The following is a 24,325-nucleotide window of genomic DNA, read 5'->3' as shown; positions in this document are numbered from 1 at the left end:
ATTGGCGCACCCCTCGCGCCACCTGCCCTGCTCGCAACGCTTGCGCCGCTGCTCGCTGCCACAGACTCGGGGTGAGCAGAACTCCGCCGGATGAGCCTTCGCGGCCGCCGTCAGGCGAGGACGAATTCGCCTGCGTTCCCGGCGCGTGCTTGGCTGGCGCGGTGAGAGCGCAGATTGTTCGGGGCGGTGTCCGCCTGGTGGCCGCGGCGGCGACGCTGGCCGGGGCCGCGGGGGTGGCGTTGCATTTCACCCGGTGGCCACTGGAACCATTGGTCCTGGCAGCTTCGGGGGCGCCCTATCTGATGGGCGCTGCGGTGCTCGGCGTCGTCGGTTTCGCGGCGACCAAGCAGTGGATCGCGACCGGTGTGGCGGTGGTGGTGGTCGGTGCGGGGATCGCGACCCAGGCGCCGCTGTATGTCGCCCAGACCGGTGGTGACGGGCATCCGATCATGGCGATGCAGGCCAATCTGCTCTTCGACGGTGCCGATCCGAGCGCGCTCGTCGACCAGGTGCGCGCCCGTGACATCGCGATTCTCACCGTCAACGAGCTCACCCGCCCGGCCGTCGAGAGCCTGTCGGGCGCAGGTTTGGACCAGCTGCTGCCTCACCGCTACCTCGCTCCGGGCCAAACGGCCAGCGGCACCGGCATCTGGAGCCGATTCCCGTTGTCGGACACCGTCGAATACGACGGCTACGTCCTCAACCAGATCTCGGCCACCGCCACCGTCCCCGAGATCGGCCCGGTCGCGGTCTACGCGTTCCATCCCGTCCCGCCCGTCTACGACACCGGCGTCTGGGCCGACGAACTCGCCCGCCTCCACGAAATCCTGCGCCGCTCCCCCACCGACCGCCCCGCGATCGTCGGCGGCGATTTCAACGCCACCTATGACCATGCCCGTTTCCGCGCCCTGGCATCCGGGCGTTTCGCCGACGCCGCGGTCCAAGCCGGCGCGGGTCACCTGGTCACCTACCCGACCGACAAGGCCATCCCTCCACTGGTGGGCATCGACCATTTCCTGCTCGCGAACGCGAGTGCCACCAGTGTCGAAACGGTCGCTCTTCCCGGCGCCGATCATCGAGCGCTGGTTGCCCGGATCGTCCTCCCAGCTGACCACTACTAGCGTTCGGCGCTGCGTTCGGCCAAGCGCACTCGCCACTGTTCCATCGCCTGCCGCAGTGCCGCGCCGACGATGGCGACGAACTCGGCGGATTGTTCGAAGCGGGCACCGGCCGGCGTGTCGGGGCCGAGGATCTCGACTCCGCGCCGGGTCATGGCGGACAGCGAGTTCTGCATCTGGACCGAGGCGACGAGGTTGCGCAGCCAGATGTCGTCGTCGACGAGGTACCGTTCGCGCCGTTCGCCGGGGACCAGTTCTCGTCGCAGCATGCCCTGCTGTTCGAGGAAGGCGACCGCGTTCGAGATCGACGCGGCGCTCACGCGTAGTCGCGCGACCAACTCCGCGGCCGTGAGCGCCCCGGAGTCGGTGATCTGCAGGCAGGCGAGCACTCTGGCTTCCATCCGGGGCAGACCCTGTTCGATGAGCAGAGCGGTGAACGATTCGGTGAAGTCGGCGACCGCGCGGGGGTCGCGTCCGTAGCCGGCGTCGGGAATCGGTGGCGTAGCGGGCTGGGCCTGCTTGTGGCGGCGGGCGCGCTGCTGGGTGGCTGCCTGCGCGCGTTCGGCCCGGTAGTCGTCGGGGCCGCCGTTGCGGGTGACCTCGCGCATGATCGTCGAGGCGGGCCGTTCCAGCGTCCGCCCGATCTCGGCGTAGCCGAGTCCTTGCGCGAGTCCCGCGGCGATGTGCTGACGGTCCGCGTCGGTGAGTCTGCCTCCGGGCATCGCTACTGGTCACCTCTCTGTCGACCGGTACGAGGCGGGTGTCCCGCACCACGCCCAGTATGCATTCACTCTCAGTTCATTGCAAAGAACAATGCAGATCCTTATTGCATTCACGCCCAGTGTCATTGCAAACTCGATGCGATAATTAGCGTTAACAGGCACTTTCATCACTATCTGCCGTTGACAGATTAGTGAACGCAATCTACCGTTTAGTCATCAGTAAAGCCCGAACACCGCAACGCAAGGACATGGCAATGACTTCCTCGAACCCCACCAGTGCCGGCACCGCCCCCTGGACCGGGATGGTGCCGATCGACGACACCGAACTGGCCGTCACCGACACCGGTGGCACCGGAACCCCGGTTGTCTACCTCAATCGGCCAGTTCGCCACCCAGGGCTACTGGCGCCGGGTCATTGCCGACCTGGGCTCCGACTACCGTCACATCACCTTCGACGAGCGAGCCCGCGGCAAGTCGAAGAAGTCGGCCGACTACTCCTTCGACACCTGCGTGCGTGACATCGACGCCGTCCTCGCGGCCAGGGGGATCACCGAGAAGCCGATCCTGATCGGCTGGTCCTACGGCGCCTACCTCGGGGTGCACTGGACCAGCCGTCATCCCGACGGCGCACTCGGTGCGGTCCTCGTCGACGGAGCGTTCCCCTACGACTGGCTCGACGAGGCCATGGAGCTGCGGATTCGCAAGCTGTTCAAGCGTTTGAGCTGGGTACTACCGCTGGCTCGCCCGACCGGCCTCGCACCCCGGTTGACCGCGCAGCAGCAGGCCGACAGCAATATCGAACTCGGCAAGCTCTCCAGCGTCAGCGAGCTGGGCCCGGTACTCGATGCCACCACCGCCCCGGTGCGCTACGTGGTCGCCTCGGGAACCTCGTTCGGCAGCCGTGGCGACGAGCAGGAGAAGATCCGCGCCGGCCTCGACGCGGTGCTCGACCGCAACCCCAACATCCGCATCAGCGCCAAGGTCGCCAGCAACCACGGTGCGATCCTGCGCAAGGATTTCCGCGCCATCGCCGACGCGGTCCGCGAGATCGAGACCATCGCCTCGACAATCAGCTGACTCAGAACCCAAGGAACGAACCACCATGTCTGCCACCCTCAATTGACCCGCAAGGTCAGCGGAACGCTCGCCACCGCGTGATGAGATATCCACTCCCGCAACCACAGCCGTGTCACAGGGCCCGTGACACGGCCACCGCGGCGGGGCCGGTGATCAACGATCGATGACAGCGCCCGCGCGCTCGGCGAGCATCACCCCACCCGCGTCGCCATCGCCTGACCGGCCGCTCGCAACGGTTCGGCCGAACGCAGTGTGCGACCCAGGATGAACGCCCCTTCCAGTGCGGACAGCATCACCACGATCAGCTCGCGTGCCGCGCCTTCCTCGACCCCGCGTTCGACGAAATATCGTGTGCCCTGGTCGATCCAGTCCCGCATCACCTCGGCGGCGACTTCCCGCAAGACTGGTTCACTGTCGGCGATCTCCCCCGCGACGGTGCCGACGGGACACATGTTCATCCACCCGGACTTCTCGAGCGTGGCCGCGGCATCCTCGAACGCGGCGGGCACGGCCACCCGCAGATCCGCGTGGGGGTCCATCAGCAAGGGCAGTAGCTGGATGTAGGCCGCACCGGTGCTGCGCAACGCCTCGGCCGCGATCTGCACTTTGCCCTGCGGGAAGTGGTGGTAGAGCGACCCCATCGGCGCCTCGGCGGCGGCGGTGATCTGTTTGACGGTGATCGCGCTGTAGCCGTGTGCGCGCATCAGTTCGGCGACCGCGGTCACCAGGCGCTCGCGGGTACTCGTTGACATCTGCTCGCTCACACCCGCCAGATTAGAGCGCTGCGCCATTTGTCCGGCGAAGCGCTGATCCTGTGGTCTCGGCGCGGGCAAAGCAATGCCCCCTACCGCGATCACCGATTTCCTCGCCACCTCCCGCACTATCCGAGCGTGACCCACATCACAGATTGATGCTGTCAGGATTTCGGCGGCTGTCTCGTTCAGAAACCACGCGAACCAGACAGGAGCCAATCATGAAGCACCGCATCGTCGTCCTCGGGGCCGGTTACGCCGGAGCCTTCTCCGCCGGACTACTGTCCCGCCGACTCCATTCCGACGACTTCGAGATCACCGTCGTCAACGCCGAACCCGATTTCGCCGAGCGGTTGCGCAATCATCAACTCGCCGCCGGGCAGGATCTGCCCCAGCGGCCCCTGTCAGAAGTGTTCGCGGGCACCGGCATCCGGCTTCACATTGCGCAGGTGACCGGCGTCGACGTCGAGAACCGGGCTGTCACTCTCGCCGACGGCGAGGGCATCGACAAGCTCGAATACGACACTCTGCTCTACTCGCTCGGCAGTACCGCCGACATCCACAGCGCCGCCGGCGTCGCCGAGCATGCCTTCCACGTGGCATCGCGACCGGCCGCGTTGCGATTGCGCGCACGCCTGGACGAGCTGGTCGCGCCGACGAAAGTCCTGGTGGTCGGCGGCAACCTGACCGCGATCGAGGCCGCCACCGAGATCGCCGAATCCCATCCAGAGCTGCAGGTGGGTCTGGTTACCCGCGGTGAGCTCGGCGGTTGGCTGGGCGGCAAGGCTCGCGGTCACCTGCTCGCTGCCTTCGACCGGCTCGGCATCACGGTCGACGAGAACACCACCATCGAGCAGGTCGAGGCCGTGGGTGCCGTGGCCGCCGACGGCACCGTTTTCGCCGCCGATGCGACAGTGTGGGCGGCCGGGTTCGCCGTGCAGCGGATCGCCACGGCCAGCGGTCTCGTGGTGGAGCCCAACGGTCAGATCACGGTCGACCGGCAGATGCGCTCGGTCTCGCACCCCGATGTTTATGTCGCCGGTGACAGCGCCTTCGTCATCGGCGACAACGGTTTACCGTTGCCCATGTCGTGCGCTTCCGCGGGATTCACCAGCATGCAGGCCACCGCCACCATCGTGGGGGACCTGACCGGACGCAAGATCTCGACGACCTCGCTGTCGTATGTGGGCAACCACATCAGCCTCGGCCGCAAGGACGCGATCTTCCAGGTGGTCGACGATGACGCGCGATCGAAGTCGTGGGCCCTGCGTGGCCGCACGGCCGCCCGCGTCAAAGCGGCGATCCTCGGGGTCAACCCGTGGAGCCTGAGCCACCCGACCTTCGGTATGCCGAGTCGCCGGTACCACGCGCAGACCAATCGAACCCACGACGTGGTTCCGACCTAGAGTCGTGCTCATGGACACTGCCACCGTGGCGCGTTTCGAGGCCAGCCGTAACCGGCTGGCCTCGATCGCCTACCGTCTGCTCGGCTCGGCCGCCGACGCCGAGGACACGGTCCAGGACGCGTTCCTACGGTGGCAGGCCGCCGATCGCGACTACGTCGAGGTGCCGGAGGCGTGGCTGACCAAGATCGTCACCAACCTGGCGCTGGACCGGCTCCGTTCGGCGAAGGCGCGCCGCGAGCGCGCGGTCGGCACCTGGATGCCCGAACCGCTGCTCGACGGTGACCCGATGCTCGGCCCCGCCGACACCGTCGAGCAGCGCGAATCGGTGACTTTGGCGGTGCTGACCCTCATGGAACGGCTCTCACCGACCGAGCGCGCGGTATACGTGCTGCACGAGGCCTTCGCGTACCGGCATGCCGAGATCGCCGAGATCCTCGACCTCACCGTCTCCGCGAGTCAGCAACACCTCCACCGTGCCCGTGGGCGAATCACCGTCGCGCGCACCGGCACCGAACTCGATCGCAGCGCCGCGCGTCGCGTCGTCGAAGCGTTCGTCGACGCCGCCACCTCGGGTCGCACCGATCGGCTCATCGCGCTACTGACCGACGATGCGACCGGGATCTCCGACGGTGTCGGGGGGCTGGCCACCAAGCTGATCCGGTACGCGAGCGCGCAGCGCCTCGCCGTCGCGGTGCGAGCCGGGTTCGCACCGACTGAGGCCAAGCGCCGACTCGCCGGTGGCTCACCCTCGATTCATGCCGTCGTGGTCAACGGCTGCCCGGCCGTGCTCGTCACCCTCGGCGATCGAGTCCTCGGCGTCGCGATCCTGGAGATGCGTGCGGACAAGATCGCGAACATGCGCAGCATCGCCGCACCGCACCGGCTCGGCCGTATCACCGACGCGTGGGCGCGGCGCGAACATGACGCTCCGCTGGTCGAATCGTGGTGACCGTCGAACTCAGCGACGTCCCGCGACGCCGAGGGACAACGCCGCCAGGGCTTTCGGGGCGCCGGGCTGATAGAACCGGTCGAGTTCGGTGATCTCGAAGCCCGCGTCGGTGATCAGGCCGACGATGTCGCGGTTGAGGTGACAGCCGCCGGCGAGCTTCTGCTGGATCGGGTCGAGTCGGTGCTGCCAGATCTGCACCGACTCCTCCGGCGCGAGTCCGTGTTCGACGAAGTGCAGGGTGCCGCCGGGTCGCAGTACCCGCCGGATCTCGGCGAGTGCGGTCGCGACATCGGGGATGGTGCACAGGGTGAAAGTGGACAGCGCGGTGTCGAAGCCTGCGTCGGGAAACGGCAGCGACTGACCATCCAGCCCGGCGCGCTCGATCGGAATCGAGCTCGCCGCAACACGTTTGGCCGCGATGTTCCACGCCGTCTGCGCGGGCTCGACCCCGGCGACCCGCTCGACCGCGGCGGGATAGAACCCGATGTTGTTGCCCGACCCGAAGCCGACTTCGAGCACCGTGCCGTGTAACCCGGCGCAGGTTCGCTCGCGCAGGGGCCCGTTCTGGGCGACGCCGCAGACTTTGTCGGTGATGTGCGGGAGGATCCGGTCGGTATAGAAGCCCATCCGTCGATCATCCTCCCGCCATCACCGGCGGTCGAGTTTCAGCCGATCCGTCGGTCGAAGACCTCGGTGCTCGCACCCGAGGCGGGGTCGACGGTGAGCACTGTCAGGTTCACCGAGTCCGCGGTCAGTTCCATGACCATGAATCCCAGTTCGTGCTGGGTCTCGAACAGCGCGCTGTGCCCACCGGTCGTCAGGTGCGGCTGACCACCCGAGGTCTTGCCCGCCGCGCCCGACACGATCTGGCGGGTGCCCTTGGTCGCGGGCGTCGGTTCGAGCACCTGCAGGGTGTGGTCGTGGCCCGAGAGCAGAAACGACACCTTGCCCAGCACGTGGTCTTCGAAGAAGCGTTTGGCGTGGACGCCGTTGATCGGCTCCACCGGCAGACCCTCGTAATTGCCCGCGTCACCGTGCGGGCCGTTGCTGATGTAGGCCTGGTGGGTGCAGGCGATCTTCCATTGCGCGGTGGACTCGGCGAGCGCGGTGTCGAGCCAGGCGCGCTGCTCGTTCATGTACGGCCCGTCGACGGCCCAGTACGGGTCGAGGAACGGCGGGATGTAGGCCGCGAGGGGATTGATATCGAGCACGAAGAACTCCACGACCGGGTTCTGTTCGGGCACGCGCACCGAGTAGTAGCGGCTCGGCATCCACCAGCGCGGCGACTTCGCGTGATAGGCCACCTCGAAGTTGCCGCGCGCCAACCAGCCGCCATCGCCCGGGAACACCGAGCTGGTGTCGTGGTTGCCGAGCACCATGGCCCACGGAAAGTCCAGTCCCGCATTGGGATTCTCGAATTTCGTGGCGAACTGTTCGTCGTCGGGGCCGTTGGGTCCGGTGTCGTAGATGTTGTCGCCCAGACCCACCGCGAGCGAGAACGGACGGCGTGCGTGGAATTCTCGTGCCGCGTCGGCCACCGCCCACTGGGTGCGGGTGCCGGTGCCCGCGTCACCGGTGACCAGCACGCGGACGCTGCCCCCGGCCTTCGGAGCGAACTTGGGCACCTCGGCCGGCACCGCCGCCGCGGGCGTGAGCCCGACCAGCGACAATCCCGCGACGACACCGGCGGCGCCTGCCAGAACTTCACGACGGCCGATTCCGGACGAGAACTGATCGTGCATGGTCACCTTCTGGGTTATGGCTCTATTGGACAACTGACCTGATCGAAGCACAGTGACATGATCGCGACGCCGCCGCAGCCTAACGGCCGCACCAGCGAAGCGTTCGTCAGCCTCGTGCGCATGTCGGGGAAGCGAAGCTAGGCCTAGACCGCGCACATCGATTGGATGACACCGCGCACGATCGGCGCGCCGTAGTCGGTCGGCGCGAACACCAGTTTCTGCACGATCGACAGCGGCGTGGTGACCGTTTCGGCGACTCCGGCGAACCCGGCGACGGTGGTGCCCGCCGAGAACAGCAGGCTGGTGATGTCGAGGGTCAGCGTCGCGAGGTCGAAGGCGTTCTCGACCTGGACCTGCGCCAGCGGCACCGTGTCGAGCGCCTTGCCTTCGGCGAGGTCGGCACCCAAGTTGGCCAGGAAGGTCAGCGGACCCAGATCCAGGGCCTCGACCAGCGGGCCCAGGTCGTCGGCGCGACGCATCAGCATCACTTTGGCCACCCGGTTGCTCGCCAGGAACTCCTGCAGCGTGTCGGCGGCCTCGTGCATCGCGACGCGGTCCAGAGCCACGGCCCCACTGTCGAGGAAGGCGCGTGCGCGCTCCACGACCGCGGCCAGGGTCAGTTCGGCGACGGGCGTGCAGGTGCCGTCGGCGTTCATGACCAGCGCGGCCAGGTCCTCGATCGGCTGGGGTACGTGCACGGGCTCGATGACGGGTTCGCCGAGTTCGAGTGGCGGGTACACATTCGGCGCCACACAGCCCGCGTCGATCGAGTCCTGCACCGCGCGGGCCAGCGCCTTGGTCCCGGTGAACATCGCACCGACCACCGGTTTGAGGAATATTCCGACGGTGGGCACCATGCCCGCGACGAGTTTGGCCGGGATCTTGACGATGCCGGTCGCCAGGATGAACACCTCGATGGCGTCGTTGACGCTCAGCTGCGAGACCGACATCGTCTCGTCGATGCGCCCGGTGCGCACCGCGTCCAGGCCGTTCACGAGGTAGGTGACGATCGGATCGTCGAGTTCGGCCGGCCGCGTGCCGACTTGCTCGGGGCGCATGGGCAGCCCGTCGCGATGCACCCGCAGCGCGGCGATCCCGGCTCGGAAATCGGCGACCTGCTGGTCGTAGGCGAGCAATTGCGCGGGCCCGACCGTGCCGCGCAGCACCGATGCCGCGGCGGTCACCACATCGTCGAAAGTCGGTGCGCCGCTGGTGCACAGGGTCGCGCCGTCACTGATCGGCGTGGCCGCCAGCGTCTGGGCAACGTCTGCCTGTGCGGTGCTGGGTGCGAGCATCATGCCCGTCACGAGGGTCAGTGCGGTGAGTGAACCGACGCAGGGCGTGGTGCGGCGGGGCAGGGGTATTCGCATGCGCGGTGATCTCCGACCAGGGGGCGACAGGGTGAATCGTGCGATCCGAACCTATTGCCGCCTGGTTTCCGAAACAGCCCCGTTCACATGAACACTTGCCCAACTTGGACACTCGTTCAGTTTACGTCGGATAACTCAGCTGTTCCCTGATACGGCTGACCTGCGTCGCTCGTTCCGATCCCCGAGCAGATCCGCCAAGTCGCTGACGACGATGTCGGCGCCGACAGCCCGCAACGCCGCCGCTCCGATCCCCCGGTCGACCCCGATCACCCGAAATCCGCCCCGACGACCCGCCTCGACCCCCGCCACCGCGTCCTCGATCACCACCGTGCGCACCGGGTCCACCCCCAAAACCCGTGCGGCCGTGAGGAACATGTCCGGCGCCGGTTTGCCCGCCAGCTGTTCGTCCTGGGCGACGACACCGTCGACCACTACCGCGAACCTGTCCAGCAGACCCGCGGTGCCCAACACCAGCACCGCGTTGCGCGAGCTCGACACCACCGCCATCGGGATACCGGCCTCAGCGAGCGCGTCGAGCAGACGCAACGACCCGTCGAACACCTCGACGCCGTCGCTGCCGATGATCTCGGTGAAGCAGATGTTCTTGCGGTTGCCCAGCCCGTACACAGTCTGCGCGTCGGGCGGATCCTCCGCCGTCCCGTCAGGCACTGTCACACCACGGGAACCGAGCACCGACCGCACCCCGGCCGCGCGAGCCTTGCCGTCCACCAGTGCGAAATAGTCGGCGTCAGTGTAGGGCGCCGCTTCGGGAGCGACCCTCGGCAAGAACTCGGTGAACAGCACCGACCACGCCCGCCGGTGCACCGCCGCGGTGTCGGTGAGCACGCCATCGAGGTCGAACAGCACTGCCTGCGCGTCGAAGACGCCCGTCATGAGGCCACGACCTCGACCACGACACCGGGTTGCAGTGTCACCGGCTTGCCCCACACAGTGATCTGCGCGGTGGGCCCGTCGCCGACCAACTCGAATCGCGCGTCCCGATTCCCGAGGTCGGCCCGCACCGTGCGCCCCCGCCACTGCACCGAGAACCGCAACCGTCGCCACGATGTGGGGAGCGCGGGCGCGAAACGCAGCCCGTCGGCGGTGGCCCGAAAGCCCCCGAAACCGTGCGTGGCGACCTGCCAGGTACCGGCCGCGGACGCGATGTGAATTCCTTCTTCGGTATTGCCCTGGTTGTCGTCGAGGTCGACGAACGCCGAGCGCCCGAAATACCGTTCCGCCGTGCGGGAATCGCCCACCTGCAAACCCACGATGGCATGGATCGACGGGCTCAGCGAGGACTTGTGCAGCGTGCGCTGCTCGTAGAATTCGTAGTTCAGCCGCCGGGTGGCCAGCGAATATTCGTCGGGCAGCATATGCAGCAGCATCACCACATCGGGCTGTTTGAGCAGTGAAGTGGTCTCGCAGTCGAAAGGGGCGTAGCCGAGCGGGTATCGCGGCATATCGTTGTCGTCCCATTCGACGATGGGCACCACCGTGCGCTCGAAATAGCCGTCGAATTGTTCGATGACACCGCAGTCGGGATCGGTCGGTGCCCGCAGCCGGGCCGCGGTGGCGAGCCACTGCGCCGGTTCACCCTCATCGAGGCCGATCGCGGCCATGAGCTCGCCCAGCTGTTCGGGCCGTTCTCGCGACATCCGTTCGTACACCGCCGCCGCCTGCTGCAGATGCCAGTGCACCAACTTGTTGGTGAACGCGTTGTTGTCGACGTGGGAGTGGAACTCGTCCGGTCCCATCACCATCCGGATCACGAGCCGATCCCCCTCCTCGGCGCACCGCTGCACCCAGAAGCGGGCCGTCTCGAACAGGATCTCGGCGCCCTCACCGAACAGATAGTCGTCGTCGCCGGTGACGGTGGCGTAGCGCATGATCGCGTAGGCCACATCGGCGGTGATGTGGAGTTCCTCTTCGCGGGTGTAGAAACGGTCCTTGCCGTCGGGGGTGTACTGCGGACATTCCTCGCGCCCGGTGTCGGCCGATTCCCACGCGAAGCGAGCGCCCCCGGTTCCGTTGTCGGCGGCCACTTCCCGCGCACCGGGCAGGGTGTGGTGGCGGTAGCCCAGCAGCGCGCGGGCGGCGCGCGGCTGGGTGAACAGGAAAAACGGCAGCAACATCACCTCGGTGTCCCAGAAGACATGGCCCCGATAGCCTTCGCCGGACAGCGCTTTCGCGCCGATGCTCACGGTCGGATCGTCGGGGTCGGCGGCGATGAGCAGGTGATAGATCGCGAATCGCAGCGCCTGGGTGACCCGATCGTTGCCGAGCACTTCACAATCGGCGACGGACCATACCTGATCCCACGCCGCCTGGTTCGCCGCCGCGGCGGCATCGAAGGAGCCTGTCCGCGCGAGGGTGTCGATTGCGCGCTCCCGCGGCGGGTTCAGCGCCCGATAGTCGCGGCTGGTGGCGATCCCGACCAGCTTGTCGACCCGCACGGATTCGCCCGCGCCTGCGTCGAATTCCCATTCCATCTCGATGGCGTCGTGTCGGCACCGCTGCCGACGCCGCCGCCCGGTTGCCGAGCAGGTGAAGGCATAGGTCAGATCGACCCCGCTGTCGATGGTGCGGCACTCGACGACCCCGACCTCACCGTCGAATCCCGCACCGACCGAAACCAGGTGGGTGGACTTGGCCCATTTGTCCCACTTGCGTTCATGGCCGAACGTGGCCTGCTCGCGATAGGTCGGTAATCGTTCGAGGTTGCGCCGGTTGGCATCGATACCGGTTCGCACCGTCACCGTCCCCGCCCGATCCAGACAGCTCACCTCGATCCGCAGACAGCACAGGTCACGATCGGCGGTACTGGCGAACCGTTGGGTCCGCAGCCGGACCCGCGCACCGTCGGACAGCGCGAACACGGTGTCGCGGTGCAGAACCCCGTGGCGCAGATCCAGTTCACGACGGTGCTCGACGACCCGCGCCGACTCGGTGTCCAGGCGCACACCGTCGACGAAGACCTCGCTGTCGAGCCAATCCGGCGCGTTCACCAGATCGACGACCGGCGAGTCGTAGGCGTCGTAGACACCGGCGAGGAAGGTGCCGGGCAACGCCCCGGTGTGGCGTTCCTCGAGCGAGCCGCGGGTGCCGAGGCGCCCGTTGCCGACGGTGAAGATCGACTCGAAGTAGTTGGCACGCGCGGGGTTCCAGCCGTCCTCGACCACCGACCAGGTCGCCGGGGTGGGTAGGACCTGCGCTCGCCGCGCGCCGTCGGGACCGAGAAGATACATCGCGCTGCCTTCCTCGTCGGGCGGGTGGGTTCAGGCGCCGGCGGTGGGGCGTTCGAAGCCGGCGGCTTCGTCCATGTCCTCGAGGGTCATCCCCTTGGTCTCGGGCACGAACTTGGCGACGAAACCCAGCGAGAGCAACGCGAACACCGCGTACATCCCGTAGGCGAACCCGAGCGAGAAGGTCTTCAGGCTGGGGAAGGAGACGGTGATAGCCCAGTTCGCCGCCCACTGACCCGCCGCGGCCAGCGACAGCGCGGCGCCACGGATCCGGTTCGGGAACATCTCACCGAGCAGCACCCACACGACCGGGCCCCAGCTCATGCCGAAGAAAACGACGAACAGGTTGGCCGCGACCAGTGCGATCGGGCCCAGCGCTCCGTTGAGGTGCGGTTCCATGACGCCCTCGGCGTCGGGCACCTGATCGGCGCCGCTGAAGCAGACCGCCATCGTGGCCAGCGTGACGGTCATGCCGATCGAGCCGGTCAGCAGCAGTGGTCTGCGCCCGACCTTGTCGATGAGCATGATCGCGACGATGGTGGTGGCGATGTTGACCACCGAGGTGAACACGCTGATCTGGAACGACGCGGATTCCTCGAAGCCGACGGCCTCCCACAGCACGTTCGAGTAGTAGAAGATCACGTTGATGCCCACCGCCTGCTGGAACACCGACAGCATCAAACCCACCCAGACGACCGGGTAGAGCCCGCCCGTGGGACGGCGTAGGTCCTTCCAGGACGGTTTGGTGTCGCTGCGCAGACTCTCCTCGATGCGGCCGATGGTGATCTCGAGGTTCTTCTCGCCGAACAGCATCGACAGCACGCGCCGTGCCTCGGGGATCTTGTGGGTGGCCACCAGGTAGCGCGGCGATTCCGGAATCGTGGAGGCCAGCACCCCGTAGACCACGGCGGGCACCACCATGGACAAGAACATCCACCGCCACGCTTCCAGCCCCAACCACAGCGTCTCGCTCGCGCCACCCGCGAGGTGGGCGAGCACGTAGTCCACCAGCAGTGCCAAGAAGATGCCGAGCACGATGGCGAGCTGTTGCAGGGACCCGAGCCTGCCGCGGATGCGCGCGGGCGAGGTCTCGGCGATGTAGGCCGGGGCGATCACCGACGCCACGCCGACACCGACACCACCGATCACGCGGCCGATGACCAGGATCCAAACGTTGGGCGCGAAGGCGGTGACCACCGCGCTGATGAAGAACAGGACCGCGGCGATCTTCATCACCTTGAGCCTGCCGATGCGATCGGCGATCCGGCCCGCGGTCATCGCACCGGCGGCGGCACCGAGCAGCGCCGAGGCCACGGCGAAGCCGAGAACGGCGTCGGCGACATCGAATTCGGATTGGATCGCCGAGACCGCGCCGTTGATCACGGCACTGTCGAAGCCGAACAGCAAGCCGCCCAGCGCCGCCACCGACGCGATCCGGATCACGCGGCTGCTCGACGATCCGTCGCCGTCGGGGCGAGCGGGCTGGTCGGTGAAGGCGCCTCCATCGTGCATCGGCTTCATCCTCTCCACGGCAGGCATCATTGCCTCGCGAGTAGCAGCGTGAATCAGCTCACAGTGTCCCCCGAATAGGGTGCCAACTGCAGGAATGCGCGATATCGAGCCCACATCGCCGTGTTGCCGTCGTGGGGGCTTCGCTCCGGCGGGCACCGCGTGTTCATCTGGTCGACACGCACCTCATTTAGCGTCGGAGGGATGACCGATGTCGAGATTCGCCCGATCCCCCGTGATGTCAGCGAGATCGCCGATCTCGCGACCGTCGTGAACTTGGCCGACACCACCGGATTCACCGTCGACGACAGCGACGACGACGATCCGATCCTGCTCACCGAACCCGGCGGGCTGCTCGTCGACACCTGGCGTGAGAGCTACCCCTACGACGAGCGTCTCTCCCGCCTGGAATACGACCTCGACAAACGGTTGCTGCAGATCGAATTGTTGAAGTTGCAGAACTGGGTCAAGGCGACCGGTCGCCGCGTGGTCATCGTGTTCGAGGGTCGTGACGCCGCAGGTAAGGGCGGCACCATCAAACGGTTCATGGAGCACCTCAATCCGCGCGGGGCCAGGGTGGTGGCACTGGAAAAGCCCTCCGTGCGCGAATCCACCCAGTGGTATTTCCAGCGCTATGTCGAACACCTGCCCGCCGCGGGCGAGATCGTGCTGTTCGACCGATCCTGGTACAACCGTGCCGGTGTCGAACGGGTGATGGGTTTCTGCACGCCGGAGCAGCATCGACGGTTCCTGGCGCAGGTGCCGTTGTTCGAGCGGATGCTCGTCGACGACGGCATCGACCTGGTCAAGTTCTGGTTCTCGGTGTCCCCGCTCGAGCAGCGCACCCGCTTCGCCATCCGCCAGGTCGACCCGGTGCGGCACTGGAAGCTCTCGCCGATGGACCTGGCCTCACTCGACAAGTGGGATTCCTACACCGCGGCCAAGGAAGAGAACTTCGAGCACACCGATACCGACCACGCGCCGTGGATCGTGGTCAAGAGCAACGACAAGAAGCGCGCCAGGCTCAACGCGATGCGGCATGTGCTGAGCGGGTTCGACTACGACAACAAGGATCTCGACATCGTCGGCACCGCCGACCCACTGATCGTGGGCCGCGGGCGCGACGTCATCGGTTCCTGAACGGTTTAGCGGCTCAAGGCCACTCGGTGCGCTTGCAGCATCAGCGCGCTGAGTTCGTCGCGTTCGGACTCGTCGAGGACCTCGAAGCAGGGTGCGATCAGTTCGTCGGTCAACTTCTCCGCCGCGTCCCAGCGCACCCGCACATCGTCGGTGACCGTCTCGAACGGTTCGGCCCAGCCGAGAAATTTCGCGTGGCCGGGTCCGTCGTAGATCGGTGATCCCGCGACCAGGATCGCCTGCAGCGGGGTGAGCCCGTTGGCCATCACCGCGACCAGGTGCAGGCCACCGCGCAGTTCGCGCAGCACGTGCGTGAGCTGCAAGACCGCGGCCCGTCCGTCCGCTGGCACCGGCATCGCCCGCCACCCGGCGAACAACGGCACCCCGGTGGAGGGCGCGGCGTCGACTACGCGTCGCAGCAGTTCGGCGAGCCGGTCGGAGTGTTCGAACGCGGCGAGTTTGCGCTGTCCGAAATCGCGACACGCGAGCATGTAGCCCTCCGCAGCGTCGGCGGCAGGCATTTGCACCGCTTCCCACGCCGCCCGCACGCCTGCGGGTTCGAAGAAACCGAACGCCGCGGTCACGACATCGGCGTCGACATCACCGAGTACCCCGCCACGTCCGCGCGTGTAGGCGCCCTGGAACCCGGCCACCCCGGTCGTCTCCCCGAACACCCTGGCCTCGCGCGAGATCATGAATGCCCCACCGAGTTCGAGTACCTGCTGTTTGACCGCTGCCGACGTCATTCGTCTGTCACCTTCCGCTGTAGTCCACTCCAGGCAGACTTTAGCGTGCAATAGTCAGATGCGACAGGCCTTCGCCGACACAACGACCCGAATCCCGTCGACCGCAGCGTCAGACCGGCTCTACGCTGGAACTCATGACCAACCAGCTCGTCGCGATCCTGTCCGGCGCCGGCGTCTCCACCGACAGCGGAATCCCGGACTACCGCGGCCCGGCGGGCCTGTGGCAGCGCGACCCCGACGCCCAGAAGCTGGTCACCTACGACTACTACATGGCCGATCCCGACATCCGCCGCCGATCCTGGCTGATGCGCGGCGAACACCCCGCCTGGCGCGCACAGCCCAATCCCGCGCACGAGTCCGTCACCACACTGGCCGCGACCGGCACGGCGGTGCGCGTGATCACCCAGAACGTCGACGGGCTGCACCAGCTCGCCGGCCTGCCCGACCGCGAAGTCCTCGAATTGCACGGCAACGCCCGCGCCGTGCTGTGTACGTCCTGCGATGACCGCACCAGCACCGAGCAGGCCCTCGACCGCGTCGCCGCGGGCGAACCCGACCCGGCCTGTCTGCGCTGCGGCGGCATCCTCAAAACCGCGACGGTGATGTTCGGCCAGGCACTCGACCCCGAGGTGCTCGAGCACGCCATGTCGATCGCCCAGGCCTGCACCGTTTTCATCGCCGTGGGCACCAGCCTGCAGGTCCAGCCCGCCGCGTCGCTGGCCGGTGTCGCCGCCGAACACGGCGCCCGACTGATCATCGTCAACGCCGAACCCACCCCCTACGACGACCTCGCCGACGACATCATCCGCGAACCCATCGGCACCGCCCTGCCCGCCCTGCTGGCAACGCTGGCCGCGACCGGTGGCGAGCACCGCTAGGCTCACCTGCGCCGCGCCCAACGCTGTGCGTCGGCACCCATTAGGCTCGGGTGCATGACCGTCGACACCGGCATCAACAGCCGGAAGGTTTGGCTCACAGTCGAATTCGTCGCCCTCTTCTTCGGCCTGACCGGGTTGTACGTGGTGTTGCTGCGCGGCGTCGGCCCGTTGCCGTTCCTGCTGGTGATCACCGTCGGCATCGTGATCTATTTGCGCCGCACCGGCTTCGACCGCCAAAGCTTCTGGCGAGCCGACGCGCTGCGGCCCGCCCTGCCCGGCATCCTCGCGCTCTGGGCGGTCTCGGCACTTGCCCTCGCTGCCGCGGTAGCCCTCCTGCGCCCCGATTTCCTGTTCGATCTGCCCCGAGAACGTCCGCTGATCTGGGTGCTGGTCCTGGTGTTCTACCCACTGGTCAGCGTCTATCCGCAGGAACTGCTCTTTCGCGCCTTCCTCTTCCACCGCTACGCCCCGGTCTTCGGCGAAGGTCCACGCATGATCGCCGCCAGCGCCACCGCGTTCGGCGTCGCCCATTTCATCGTCGGCAACTGGATCTCGGTGCTGTTGAGCGTCGCGGCGGGTGTTCTGTTCGCGATCCGGTACGAGCGCACCCGCTCGCTGCTCACCACCTCGGTAGAACACGCCCTCTACGGCATCCTGGTGTTCACGGTCGGCCTTGGCGACTTCTTCTATCACGGCGCTGCGGCCTCGTAGTCGTTGAACCATCGGGGCGGCGGCCTCGTATCACTGGGACAGGCCGAGCACGCGGCCGCCAGGCGATGACGGAGACCGGATGCGAGTGCTGTTCGTGGCCATGCCATTGATCGGGCATCTTTTCCCGATGATGCCGTTGGCGCGGCAATTGCACGAGCGTGGGCACGAGGTCATGGTGGCTACCGGCGGCGATGCCGCCGCGGTGGTGCGCGCGCAACTGCCGGTGGCCGATGTCGCCCCGCCGATCGACTATCTGCGTGCCGCGGTGCGCGGGCTGGGCAGGCGCCCGGTGCTGGCGTGGCGCTCGGGGAAGGGGATGGCGGATGCGCGCGGCGGTGCCCACGTTTTCGCTGTCACCAATCGGCCGATGATCGAACCGCTGCTGCGTGCGGCCACCGAGTTCGGGCCGGAGGTGATCGTGCACGAGCCGTTCGCCTCGGCGGCGGCGATCGTCGCCGATCGACTCGGGGTCCCCACGGTCCTGCACAACATCGCTCTCGACAACGGCACCGTCATCCGCCGTGAACTGCTGCGCCTGCTCACCGACACCGCCCCGCCCGCACCCGTGACAACCTTGTCCATCGCCCCGCCCAGCATCGTCCGCGTCGACGGCCGTCCGCTGCGCTACACCCCGTACTCGACCCCCGGTGCGGCCACACCCGCGTTCCTGCGCGAACCGTCGACTCGTCGGCGCATCCTCATCACCCGTTCGACCATGCTCGGGGACGGTCCGGACACGATGCTGCGTGCGATCGTGCGTGCGGCCCCCTATGTCGATGCCGACATCGTCATCGTGCGGCCCGATCGAAAGACAGTGCGTACCACCACGCTTCCCGCGAACATCCACACGACCGGCTGGATCGCCCTGCACGAAGCACTGCCCCACTGCGCGGCCATGGTCAACCACGCGGGCGCCGGTTCGGTCTATGCCGCCCTGCACGCCGGCGTGCCCCAGATCGCCACGCCCGCTCCCGGGGATCGCGCCTGGAACGCCCTCGCGGTGCAGCGACGCGGCGCCGGACTGTCGGTGCCTGCCCGCGCGATCACCGCCGACGATCTCAATGCCCTGATCGATGATCCCGACCTGGCGTGCAACGCTCGTGCGGTCGCCGCCGAGATCGCCGCGATGCCCGATGTCACCGAGATCGCCGACGAGCTGACGCAATTGGCCACACCGACCCATTGAGTTACGGGGCTTGGACCAGCGTCAGCTTCGACTTCTTCCGTACGGTGAAACCCAATGTCTCGTACAAGCTGATCGCCGAGGTGTTGTGCGCGACCGCATGCAGAAACGGTGTCTCACCCCGCGCCCGAATTCCCGCCCCGACCGCCCGAATCAACCGCGACGCGAACCCACGCCCCCGGAATTCGGCGTCGGTGCACACAGCGCTGATCTCAGTCCATCCCGGCGGATGCAACCGCTCCCCCGCCATCGCCACCAACCGACCCTCAACCCGCAACCCCAGATACGTGCCCATCTCGATGGTGCGCGGCGCGTACGGACCCGGTTCGGTCCGCGCGATCAGCTCCAGGATCTCGGGAACATCAGCGGCAGTAAGTGTTTCGAGCTCAGGATCGTCGGCGACCCGCAACCCCGTACCTTCCATCTGTACCGTGTCGAACTCGGCGAGCACCGTCCACCCCGTCGGCAGAACATGTCCCAACCCGCGTATCCCAGCACTCCCACCCGACCCGAGCGCAGTCCCCAGATCAGCCCAGTCCTGAGCGTCCAGGACAGCCGGATGCCCGACGAACCGCGCCACCTCCGGCTCATACCGCCCGATCCGCCCCGTCCAGTGCGCGAACCGACTGTGCTCCCCACGCAACGAGGCCCGCACCGGATCCTCCAGCGGATGCACCGCGATCTCGACGTCGACCGTCACCACACCCTCCTACCCACCGAACCCGACCGCCGAAACGTTAGCCGCACACACAATCACCGGTCACCGGTTGCACTCAGCACGATTCCGACCTCTCGGTCTACGACAGTGAACTTTGGATGTCTTGTTCGAGCAGATAGTGATTCACGGCCACCGCGGCTCTGGATCCCGCGGCCGCGGCGTGGATCAGTTGCGCAGGCGAATCGACGACATTGCCCGCCGCCCAGACGCCCGGAACGCTGGTGCAGCCGGTGGCATCGACGGCCACCCAGCCGTCCTCGCCTACCGCGCACCGCAGCTGGGTCAGCAACTCGTCACGAGGGCTGAAACACGGCCCGACGAAGACCGCTGTGCGTGTAATGACTTGCCCCGAAGCGATTTCCACGCCGCGCAGTTCACCGTCACGCACGACAACTTGCGCAATGTCTCCCTCGACGACTCGAATGCCACGCGCGGACAGGCGGCGGCGCTCGTCACCAGATAGGTCGATCTCTCGCGGGAAGAAGGTGACATCGTCGGACCATTGACGAACCAGCGAGGCTTGGTGCACGGAGAACGCCCTGTTGGCGCCACCCAGTACGGCAAGCGGTTGGTCTCGCACCTCGTATCCGTGGCAGTACGGGCAGTGCAGGACCCCCTTGCCCCATTGCTCACGAACGCCCGGGATCGCAGGCAGTTCATCGCGTAAGCCGGTCGCCACGACAACGGACCGCGCCGTAATGACCTGTCCGGCCTCGGTTTCGACCGCGAAGCCGGTGTCTGCTGCGGCTATGTCGACGACTCGACCACTCAGCAACTGTGCGCCGTCTCGGAGCACTTCGGTTGTGCCGACCGCCAGCAACTCCGCCGGTGTCGCGCCGTCGCGGGTCAAGAACCCATGTGTGGTCTCAGCAGCCATGTTTCGAGGTGCACCGGAGTCGATGACCACTACCTGGCGACGAGATCTGGCCAGAACCAGCGCTGCGCCGAGTCCCGCTGTGCCCCCGCCGATCACCACTACGTCGTGAAGCATGGATCCCCCTCGTACAGCTCGCCCCACAGGGCAGTGTCGCCGTCCGGGGGTACGCTCCTGAACGTACCGAATTGTTAACTAGTTTACAAAAGGAGCGCCGATGGCCGAGCGATCACTGCGAGACCGAACCTGCGATCTCTGGCGCGACCGAAATCCCGAGCTCGACACCTCCGCCATGGTGGTGGTGGCCCAGGTCAAGCGCATCTCCGCTCTTCTCGACCGGGCCGTAGAAGACATCTACGCCGAGGCCGACATCACCGCCGCCGAGGTCGGGCTCCTGGTTCCCTTGCGCTATGCCGACCCACCGCTCACCGCGATCCGACTCGCAGAACATCTCGGAATGTCGCGAGCCGGCGTAGGCAAAACACTCACCAAACTCGAGCGCCGCGCCCTGATCACCCGCGCCCAGAATCCAACCGATCGACGATCAACCTTGATCCACCTCACCACGGCCGGAATCAACCTGATCGACGAGGTCTTTCCCCGCGAAATCCAGGCCCACACACAACTACTGGCCGACCTGAATCACGAACGCCCAACAGTGCTGCAGGGCCTGGACCGCCTCGCCCGAAGCCTCGAATCTCGAAGCGACCGCTGAGCCCGAGCCCGGGTACGACTTGGGCTGAAGTCAGTGCGTGACACCTGACCTTGCCTCGAAGGCTGGACGACTTGGTTCGGCAGCATGGTAACGACGCACAGCGGTGTTGTTCCGCCGGTTTTGAGCGGACGCGCGACTTGTTGCCCGCCTGGTCGACCATGGCCGTCCACGAGACGAATCCCTACCTCCCCCAGCAATTTCCGACCGCCGACCACTGTTTGACACTGCGCGAGGCGGGCATTCGCACTGAGCTAGGACAAACCTCTACCGGAGGGACCGGGTCGTGTTCACACATCTACGAGGGGCCATGTTGATCGGGCTGCTGGTTGTTGCCGGCTGCGCTACCAGCACCGAGGCACCTGATCCCGGGTTACCGCCGTCGCCCGCGGGCACACCTGAGATCTCCGATGCGGCCGGCGTACATCTGTGCGAAATGCTGGCCCCTGATCTCGATAATTGGCGTCAGCAGGGGTTCAATGTCGCGCGGGTGTCGTTCAACGCCACGGTGCAGAACTGGGCGGTGCGTAGCGGTGGTATCAATGTCGCGGTGGTTCGCAATCGCGAGGTGATCGATACCGTCACGCTGAAGCACTGCGTTGATGTGCGCCAGCAGGCTTTGCAGGCTCTGGATGTGCCGAATCTGGCCTCAGCGCTCGCCGGAGCCTGAGGCGGCATCGGATGCCGTGGCGGCCGAGGTCTCATCGATGCCCTCGGTCCCACGGCGCCGGTCACGCACGACCAGCACACCGGCCGCGACCGCCCAGATCACCGCGAAAGCGACCGCGCGCATCAGACTCCAGTTGACCATCAACATCACGAGGGCGACGCCGCCGAACAGTGTCAACAGCCGCCCGGTACTCGTCTGACCTTTCATCGCCAGATCATCCCACGATCTCACCGACCTGCCGCGCTCAGCTTTCGACATGCACGGGCGAACTCTCGTCGCGGATGCGTGGACGGCGAGTGGTCCAGGCCAGCGCGGGCACGATCAGCAGTGCGATCCCGGCGCCGAGCAGCGCCAGACCCGGGTAGTCGGCGAATGCCACGATGACACCGGATCCGAGCCCACCCCCGGCACCGGCGAGAGCGATTCCCACATCGACGGTGCCCTGCGTGCGAGCACGGGTGGCGACCGGCGTCGCATCCGCGATCATCGTCGTCCCCGCGACCAACCCCAGATTCCAGCCGATCCCGAGCAGCCCGAGCGCCACCGCCAGCGCCGCCACCGAACTCGGCGGGGCGAGTGCCGCGGCCGAACCGGCGGCGACCAGCGTGCCCGCGGCCGCCACGGCTACCAGCCCCGACCCGAACCGATCGACGAGCACTCCCGACAGCAACGACGGCAGATACATCCCCGCGACGTGCACCGCGATCACGAAGCCTGCCGCGCCGACACCGTGCCCGTGATGCTGCATATGGATCGGGGTCATCGTCATGACCGCGACCATGACCAACTGCGTCACGATCATCACCGTCGTCCCGGCCACGATCGGCGCCGACCACCGCGCCGGAGCATCCGACCTGACAGCCTCGCCGGGCGGCTCGACGAGGGTGCGGGCGAGCACGAGCGGATCCGGGCGCAACATCACCCACAGCACCAGCGCCGCGAGCACATAGGCCACTCCGGACAGCACGAACGGACCCGACAACGCTGGAATGCCCCACCCCACAGCCATATTCGACATCGGCGTCGTGAGATTGGGCCCGACCACCGCACCCACCGTCGTCGCCACCAATACCGTGCTGATGGCGCGCGCCCGATGTGCGGGCTGCGCCAGATCGGCACCGGCGTATCGCGCTTGCAGACTGGTCGCGGTGCCCGCCCCGTAGACGATCAGCGAGAAGAACAGCAACGGCAGGCTCTCGGTCACCGCGGCCGCGACCACCCCGAAACTTCCCAGGCCACCGGTCAGGTACCCGAGCGTGAGCCCCGCCCGACGCCCGGCCCGCTGTGAGATCCGGCCCACCCCGACCGCAGCGGCAGCCGACCCAACGGTGAACATCGCGCTGGGCAACCCGGCCAACCCGGTGGACCCGAGCATGTCTTGCGCCAGCAGCGCACCGACGGTGATTCCCGCGGCAAGCCCCGCGCCACTGAAGATCTGCGCCGCGACCAACACCGCCAGCGTGCGCCGTTGCGCGGGATGCTCGCTCATGAGCATCACACTGCGGCATAAATGGACGCAGGTCCAGTCGTTAGGACGCCGAAGTACCGAGCACGTCCCGCATCACCGAGACCCCGAGATCAACGCAAGTAGGGTCCCAGCGCGATGTTCACCTCGGACCCGACATCCTCGATCGAAATGATCGGCCAGATCCGACCGGGCAACATCGTCCCCGCGGCCGTGGCATAGCCGACCACATCCAGCGCCGCGCTCCCGTCGTCGTCATGCAGAATCCCGGCCTCGGTGCGCACACCATCGGAGAACACCACATCGAACTCGTCGGCTATCCGATCGGCGCGCACCACCACACCGGGGAACAGATGCGAATAGTCGACCGTGATCCGTCCGGGCTCGACACATTCGTCCATCGGCATCCTCTCGTTGTCCGATGTCAGTGCCCACACGGATCTGTGAGATGCAGTCCCTCACTCACCTTGATCCGGCGATGCTCGGCGAGCACGATCCCCACCCCGAGCAGCAAACACACACCAGTGAGGATTCCGGCGATCACCGCCCATCCGACAAATCCGGAACCCGCTGCCGTCAGGGTGGCCGCGAGCATCACGATGCCGATCCCGACAAGCAACAGCCCCGGCCAATTGAGCGAGTCCTGGATGGACTCCCCCGCGTGCGAGCGCGTCGTGCGTTCGGTATCGGGAAACTTGTGTTGATGAGGATCGATGTAGTCAGTCATGGCACGGCCTCCTTCCGATGAGGGTTTTCCCCATCCGGCGCGTACCCCCGAATCAATCGGGCAAACGGGCACCATCGTGCGTGTTCTCGCGAGCGAGTACGAAAAAGTACGGCTCGGGGAAATCGCGGTAGTCCATCAGGCCCAGGACCGTGTTGTCGTCGACCCGGCGGAACACATCGATGATCGCCCGGTGGTCGTACACCATCGCCGTGGTGACAACCCCACGATGCTCGATCGAGCGCAACCGCGCCCGATAGTCGCGAGCGCGCAGTGCAGGCTTCAACACTCCGAGCAGTCCGCGACCCCGGTCGACAATCGTGGTCGGCACCTTGCCGACCAGGCCCAACGGCACCTTCTGCGGATCGACAGCGAAGATGTCGCCCGTCCGGTCACGAAACAGCAGTGGATGCACACTGTCGAGGCCGTCGAACTGCTTGCCGTACCACCCCGACGCCACGAGCAGGCCGTCCATCGGATGCCCGGTGGCCAGCTCGCGACCGTGCCATCGGCCACTGAGCTGGGATGCGGGTACCGGCGCGAGACTGTCGAACAGCGCCAGCGCCGCCTCCCGGGAACAGGCAGGTTCGAGCGCGGTGAGTTGGTCGATCGTCATG

The 24,325-nt window shown here is 66.9% G+C and carries 26 protein-coding genes; 10 read left to right on the top strand and 16 right to left on the bottom strand.

Annotated elements, in window-relative coordinates:
- Positions 1-161: 161 nt before the first annotated feature.
- The gene (locus IBJ82_RS24075) at positions 162-1,121 is read left to right on the top strand and encodes an endonuclease/exonuclease/phosphatase family protein (protein ID WP_370585449.1); all 960 of its coding nucleotides are present in this window, start codon (positions 162-164) and stop codon (positions 1,119-1,121) included.
- Here the strand turns inward: IBJ82_RS24075 and IBJ82_RS24070 are convergent.
- The gene (locus IBJ82_RS24070) at positions 1,118-1,840 is read right to left on the bottom strand and encodes a helix-turn-helix domain-containing protein (protein ID WP_194828229.1); all 723 of its coding nucleotides are present in this window, start codon (positions 1,838-1,840) and stop codon (positions 1,118-1,120) included. The genes IBJ82_RS24075 and IBJ82_RS24070 overlap by 4 nt on opposite strands.
- A 363-nt stretch (positions 1,841-2,203) precedes the next feature.
- Here IBJ82_RS24070 and IBJ82_RS24065 point away from each other — a divergent pair, with 363 nt between their 5' ends.
- Positions 2,204-2,917, top strand: a complete 714-nt coding sequence (locus IBJ82_RS24065; RefSeq protein ID WP_228537571.1) for an alpha/beta fold hydrolase — start codon at positions 2,204-2,206, stop codon at positions 2,915-2,917.
- Positions 2,918-3,108: 191 nt separating this feature from the next.
- Here IBJ82_RS24065 and IBJ82_RS24060 read toward each other — a convergent pair whose 3' ends face one another.
- Positions 3,109-3,681, bottom strand: a complete 573-nt coding sequence (locus IBJ82_RS24060) for a TetR/AcrR family transcriptional regulator (RefSeq protein ID WP_370585448.1) — start codon at positions 3,679-3,681, stop codon at positions 3,109-3,111.
- Positions 3,682-3,890: 209 nt separating this feature from the next.
- Here IBJ82_RS24060 and IBJ82_RS24055 point away from each other — a divergent pair, with 209 nt between their 5' ends.
- Positions 3,891-5,075, top strand: coding sequence for an NAD(P)/FAD-dependent oxidoreductase (locus tag IBJ82_RS24055; RefSeq protein ID WP_194828227.1), 1,185 nt, complete (start codon positions 3,891-3,893; stop codon positions 5,073-5,075).
- Positions 5,076-5,085: 10 nt separating this feature from the next.
- Positions 5,086-6,024, top strand: coding sequence for a sigma-70 family RNA polymerase sigma factor (locus IBJ82_RS24050; RefSeq protein ID WP_194828226.1), 939 nt, complete (start codon positions 5,086-5,088; stop codon positions 6,022-6,024).
- Positions 6,025-6,033: 9 nt separating this feature from the next.
- Here IBJ82_RS24050 and IBJ82_RS24045 read toward each other — a convergent pair whose 3' ends face one another.
- The 6 genes from IBJ82_RS24045 to IBJ82_RS24020 all read right to left on the bottom strand — a co-directional run bounded on the left by IBJ82_RS24045 (position 6,034) and on the right by IBJ82_RS24020 (position 13,893).
- A complete protein-coding gene (locus IBJ82_RS24045) occupies positions 6,034-6,651 on the bottom strand; it encodes a class I SAM-dependent methyltransferase (RefSeq protein ID WP_194828225.1) in 618 nt (205 codons plus the stop codon).
- A gap of 38 nt (positions 6,652-6,689) precedes the next feature.
- Positions 6,690-7,766, bottom strand: coding sequence for a metallophosphoesterase (locus IBJ82_RS24040; protein WP_194828224.1), 1,077 nt, complete (start codon positions 7,764-7,766; stop codon positions 6,690-6,692).
- A gap of 143 nt (positions 7,767-7,909) precedes the next feature.
- A complete protein-coding gene (locus IBJ82_RS24035) occupies positions 7,910-9,136 on the bottom strand; it encodes a hypothetical protein (protein WP_228537570.1) in 1,227 nt (408 codons plus the stop codon).
- A 135-nt stretch (positions 9,137-9,271) separates the two neighbouring features.
- Positions 9,272-10,030 (bottom strand): HAD family phosphatase, encoded by a 759-nt coding sequence (locus IBJ82_RS24030; RefSeq protein WP_194828223.1) that lies wholly within the window; start codon positions 10,028-10,030, stop codon positions 9,272-9,274.
- Positions 10,027-12,384 carry a glycoside hydrolase family 65 protein gene (locus IBJ82_RS24025; protein ID WP_194828222.1) on the bottom strand — a complete coding sequence of 786 codons (2,358 nt, stop codon included), beginning with the start codon at positions 12,382-12,384 and terminating at the stop codon, positions 10,027-10,029. The genes IBJ82_RS24030 and IBJ82_RS24025 overlap by 4 nt, the downstream gene beginning before the upstream one ends.
- 30 nt (positions 12,385-12,414) lie before the next feature.
- A complete protein-coding gene (locus IBJ82_RS24020) occupies positions 12,415-13,893 on the bottom strand; it encodes a sugar porter family MFS transporter (protein ID WP_194828221.1) in 1,479 nt (492 codons plus the stop codon).
- Between the two features lie 201 nt (positions 13,894-14,094).
- On the opposite strand from IBJ82_RS24020, the gene ppk2 reads away from it, so the two are divergent.
- The gene (gene ppk2, locus IBJ82_RS24015; RefSeq protein ID WP_194828220.1) at positions 14,095-15,030 is read left to right on the top strand and encodes a polyphosphate kinase 2; all 936 of its coding nucleotides are present in this window, start codon (positions 14,095-14,097) and stop codon (positions 15,028-15,030) included.
- Between the two features lie 5 nt (positions 15,031-15,035).
- Here the strand turns inward: ppk2 and IBJ82_RS24010 are convergent, their stop codons facing one another.
- On the bottom strand, positions 15,036-15,773 hold the full coding sequence (locus IBJ82_RS24010) for a hypothetical protein (protein WP_194828219.1): 738 nt from the start codon (positions 15,771-15,773) through the stop codon (positions 15,036-15,038).
- 134 nt (positions 15,774-15,907) lie between these two features.
- Between IBJ82_RS24010 and IBJ82_RS24005 the strand changes: the two genes are divergently transcribed.
- The 3 genes from IBJ82_RS24005 to IBJ82_RS23995 all read left to right on the top strand — a co-directional run bounded on the left by IBJ82_RS24005 (position 15,908) and on the right by IBJ82_RS23995 (position 18,548).
- Positions 15,908-16,651 carry a Sir2 family NAD-dependent protein deacetylase gene (locus IBJ82_RS24005; protein ID WP_194828218.1) on the top strand — a complete coding sequence of 248 codons (744 nt, stop codon included), beginning with the start codon at positions 15,908-15,910 and terminating at the stop codon, positions 16,649-16,651.
- A 54-nt stretch (positions 16,652-16,705) separates the two neighbouring features.
- The gene (locus IBJ82_RS24000; RefSeq protein ID WP_194828217.1) at positions 16,706-17,362 is read left to right on the top strand and encodes a CPBP family intramembrane glutamic endopeptidase; all 657 of its coding nucleotides are present in this window, start codon (positions 16,706-16,708) and stop codon (positions 17,360-17,362) included.
- Between the two features lie 79 nt (positions 17,363-17,441).
- Positions 17,442-18,548 (top strand): glycosyltransferase, encoded by a 1,107-nt coding sequence (locus IBJ82_RS23995; protein WP_194828216.1) that lies wholly within the window; start codon positions 17,442-17,444, stop codon positions 18,546-18,548.
- A 1-nt stretch (position 18,549) separates the two neighbouring features.
- Here the strand turns inward: IBJ82_RS23995 and IBJ82_RS23990 are convergent, their stop codons facing one another.
- The gene (locus IBJ82_RS23990; RefSeq protein WP_370585447.1) at positions 18,550-19,248 is read right to left on the bottom strand and encodes a GNAT family N-acetyltransferase; all 699 of its coding nucleotides are present in this window, start codon (positions 19,246-19,248) and stop codon (positions 18,550-18,552) included.
- A 94-nt stretch (positions 19,249-19,342) separates the two neighbouring features.
- Complete coding sequence (locus IBJ82_RS23985; RefSeq protein WP_194828214.1) at positions 19,343-20,254, bottom strand: NAD(P)/FAD-dependent oxidoreductase; 912 nt, start codon at positions 20,252-20,254, stop codon at positions 19,343-19,345.
- A 100-nt stretch (positions 20,255-20,354) separates the two neighbouring features.
- On the opposite strand from IBJ82_RS23985, the gene IBJ82_RS23980 reads away from it, so the two are divergent.
- On the top strand, positions 20,355-20,852 hold the full coding sequence (locus IBJ82_RS23980) for a MarR family winged helix-turn-helix transcriptional regulator (protein WP_194828213.1): 498 nt from the start codon (positions 20,355-20,357) through the stop codon (positions 20,850-20,852).
- Positions 20,853-21,159: 307 nt separating this feature from the next.
- Positions 21,160-21,519, top strand: coding sequence for a hypothetical protein (locus tag IBJ82_RS23975; RefSeq protein ID WP_194828212.1), 360 nt, complete (start codon positions 21,160-21,162; stop codon positions 21,517-21,519).
- On the opposite strand, the gene IBJ82_RS23970 is transcribed toward IBJ82_RS23975, so the two are convergent.
- The 5 genes from IBJ82_RS23970 to IBJ82_RS23950 all read right to left on the bottom strand — a co-directional run bounded on the left by IBJ82_RS23970 (position 21,499) and on the right by IBJ82_RS23950 (position 24,324).
- On the bottom strand, positions 21,499-21,726 hold the full coding sequence (locus IBJ82_RS23970) for a hypothetical protein (RefSeq protein ID WP_194828211.1): 228 nt from the start codon (positions 21,724-21,726) through the stop codon (positions 21,499-21,501). The genes IBJ82_RS23975 and IBJ82_RS23970 overlap by 21 nt on opposite strands.
- A gap of 37 nt (positions 21,727-21,763) precedes the next feature.
- Positions 21,764-23,008: an MFS transporter gene (locus IBJ82_RS23965; RefSeq protein WP_194828210.1), complete on the bottom strand. Its 1,245-nt coding sequence runs from the start codon at positions 23,006-23,008 to the stop codon at positions 21,764-21,766.
- An 89-nt stretch (positions 23,009-23,097) separates the two neighbouring features.
- On the bottom strand, positions 23,098-23,385 hold the full coding sequence (locus IBJ82_RS23960) for a hypothetical protein (protein WP_056820081.1): 288 nt from the start codon (positions 23,383-23,385) through the stop codon (positions 23,098-23,100).
- A 23-nt stretch (positions 23,386-23,408) separates the two neighbouring features.
- Positions 23,409-23,711, bottom strand: a complete 303-nt coding sequence (locus tag IBJ82_RS23955) for a hypothetical protein (RefSeq protein ID WP_194828209.1) — start codon at positions 23,709-23,711, stop codon at positions 23,409-23,411.
- A 52-nt stretch (positions 23,712-23,763) separates the two neighbouring features.
- Positions 23,764-24,324, bottom strand: a complete 561-nt coding sequence (locus IBJ82_RS23950; RefSeq protein WP_194828208.1) for a DUF4334 domain-containing protein — start codon at positions 24,322-24,324, stop codon at positions 23,764-23,766.
- Position 24,325: the final 1 nt, after the last annotated feature.

This window comes from Nocardia sp. XZ_19_231 (assembly GCF_015355705.1).
In the GTDB taxonomy this organism is placed as follows: Bacteria; Actinomycetota; Actinomycetes; order Mycobacteriales; family Mycobacteriaceae; genus Nocardia; species Nocardia salmonicida.
The sequence above is the reverse complement of the archived record's forward strand: the minus strand, read 5'-3'. Positions and strand labels throughout refer to the sequence as shown.

Bases quoted from the DNA above. Each gene is read 5' to 3' on its own strand.
- IBJ82_RS23950 (WP_194828208.1), bottom strand. From the start codon at position 24,324: ATGACGATCGACCAACTCACCGCGCTCGAACCTGCCTGTTCCCGGGAG.
- IBJ82_RS23975 (WP_194828212.1), top strand. From the start codon at position 21,160: ATGTTGATCGGGCTGCTGGTTGTTGCCGGCTGCGCTACCAGCACCGAG.
- IBJ82_RS24010 (WP_194828219.1), bottom strand. From the start codon at position 15,773: ATGACGTCGGCAGCGGTCAAACAGCAGGTACTCGAACTCGGTGGGGCA.
- IBJ82_RS24000 (WP_194828217.1), top strand. From the start codon at position 16,706: ATGACCGTCGACACCGGCATCAACAGCCGGAAGGTTTGGCTCACAGTC.
- IBJ82_RS24055 (WP_194828227.1), top strand. From the start codon at position 3,891: ATGAAGCACCGCATCGTCGTCCTCGGGGCCGGTTACGCCGGAGCCTTC.
- IBJ82_RS23960 (WP_056820081.1), bottom strand. From the start codon at position 23,385: ATGGACGAATGTGTCGAGCCCGGACGGATCACGGTCGACTATTCGCAT.
- IBJ82_RS23980 (WP_194828213.1), top strand. From the start codon at position 20,355: ATGGCCGAGCGATCACTGCGAGACCGAACCTGCGATCTCTGGCGCGAC.
- IBJ82_RS24020 (WP_194828221.1), bottom strand. From the start codon at position 13,893: ATGCACGATGGAGGCGCCTTCACCGACCAGCCCGCTCGCCCCGACGGC.
- ppk2 (WP_194828220.1), top strand. From the start codon at position 14,095: ATGACCGATGTCGAGATTCGCCCGATCCCCCGTGATGTCAGCGAGATC.
- IBJ82_RS24045 (WP_194828225.1), bottom strand. From the start codon at position 6,651: ATGGGCTTCTATACCGACCGGATCCTCCCGCACATCACCGACAAAGTC.
- IBJ82_RS23985 (WP_194828214.1), bottom strand. From the start codon at position 20,254: ATGCTTCACGACGTAGTGGTGATCGGCGGGGGCACAGCGGGACTCGGC.
- IBJ82_RS24070 (WP_194828229.1), bottom strand. From the start codon at position 1,840: ATGCCCGGAGGCAGACTCACCGACGCGGACCGTCAGCACATCGCCGCG.
- IBJ82_RS23995 (WP_194828216.1), top strand. From the start codon at position 17,442: ATGCGAGTGCTGTTCGTGGCCATGCCATTGATCGGGCATCTTTTCCCG.
- IBJ82_RS23965 (WP_194828210.1), bottom strand. From the start codon at position 23,008: ATGAGCGAGCATCCCGCGCAACGGCGCACGCTGGCGGTGTTGGTCGCG.
- IBJ82_RS24050 (WP_194828226.1), top strand. From the start codon at position 5,086: ATGGACACTGCCACCGTGGCGCGTTTCGAGGCCAGCCGTAACCGGCTG.
- IBJ82_RS24040 (WP_194828224.1), bottom strand. From the start codon at position 7,766: ATGCACGATCAGTTCTCGTCCGGAATCGGCCGTCGTGAAGTTCTGGCA.
- IBJ82_RS24030 (WP_194828223.1), bottom strand. From the start codon at position 10,030: ATGACGGGCGTCTTCGACGCGCAGGCAGTGCTGTTCGACCTCGATGGC.
- IBJ82_RS23955 (WP_194828209.1), bottom strand. From the start codon at position 23,711: ATGACTGACTACATCGATCCTCATCAACACAAGTTTCCCGATACCGAA.
- IBJ82_RS23970 (WP_194828211.1), bottom strand. From the start codon at position 21,726: ATGAAAGGTCAGACGAGTACCGGGCGGCTGTTGACACTGTTCGGCGGC.
- IBJ82_RS24025 (WP_194828222.1), bottom strand. From the start codon at position 12,384: ATGTATCTTCTCGGTCCCGACGGCGCGCGGCGAGCGCAGGTCCTACCC.
- IBJ82_RS24035 (WP_228537570.1), bottom strand. From the start codon at position 9,136: ATGCGAATACCCCTGCCCCGCCGCACCACGCCCTGCGTCGGTTCACTC.
- IBJ82_RS24005 (WP_194828218.1), top strand. From the start codon at position 15,908: ATGACCAACCAGCTCGTCGCGATCCTGTCCGGCGCCGGCGTCTCCACC.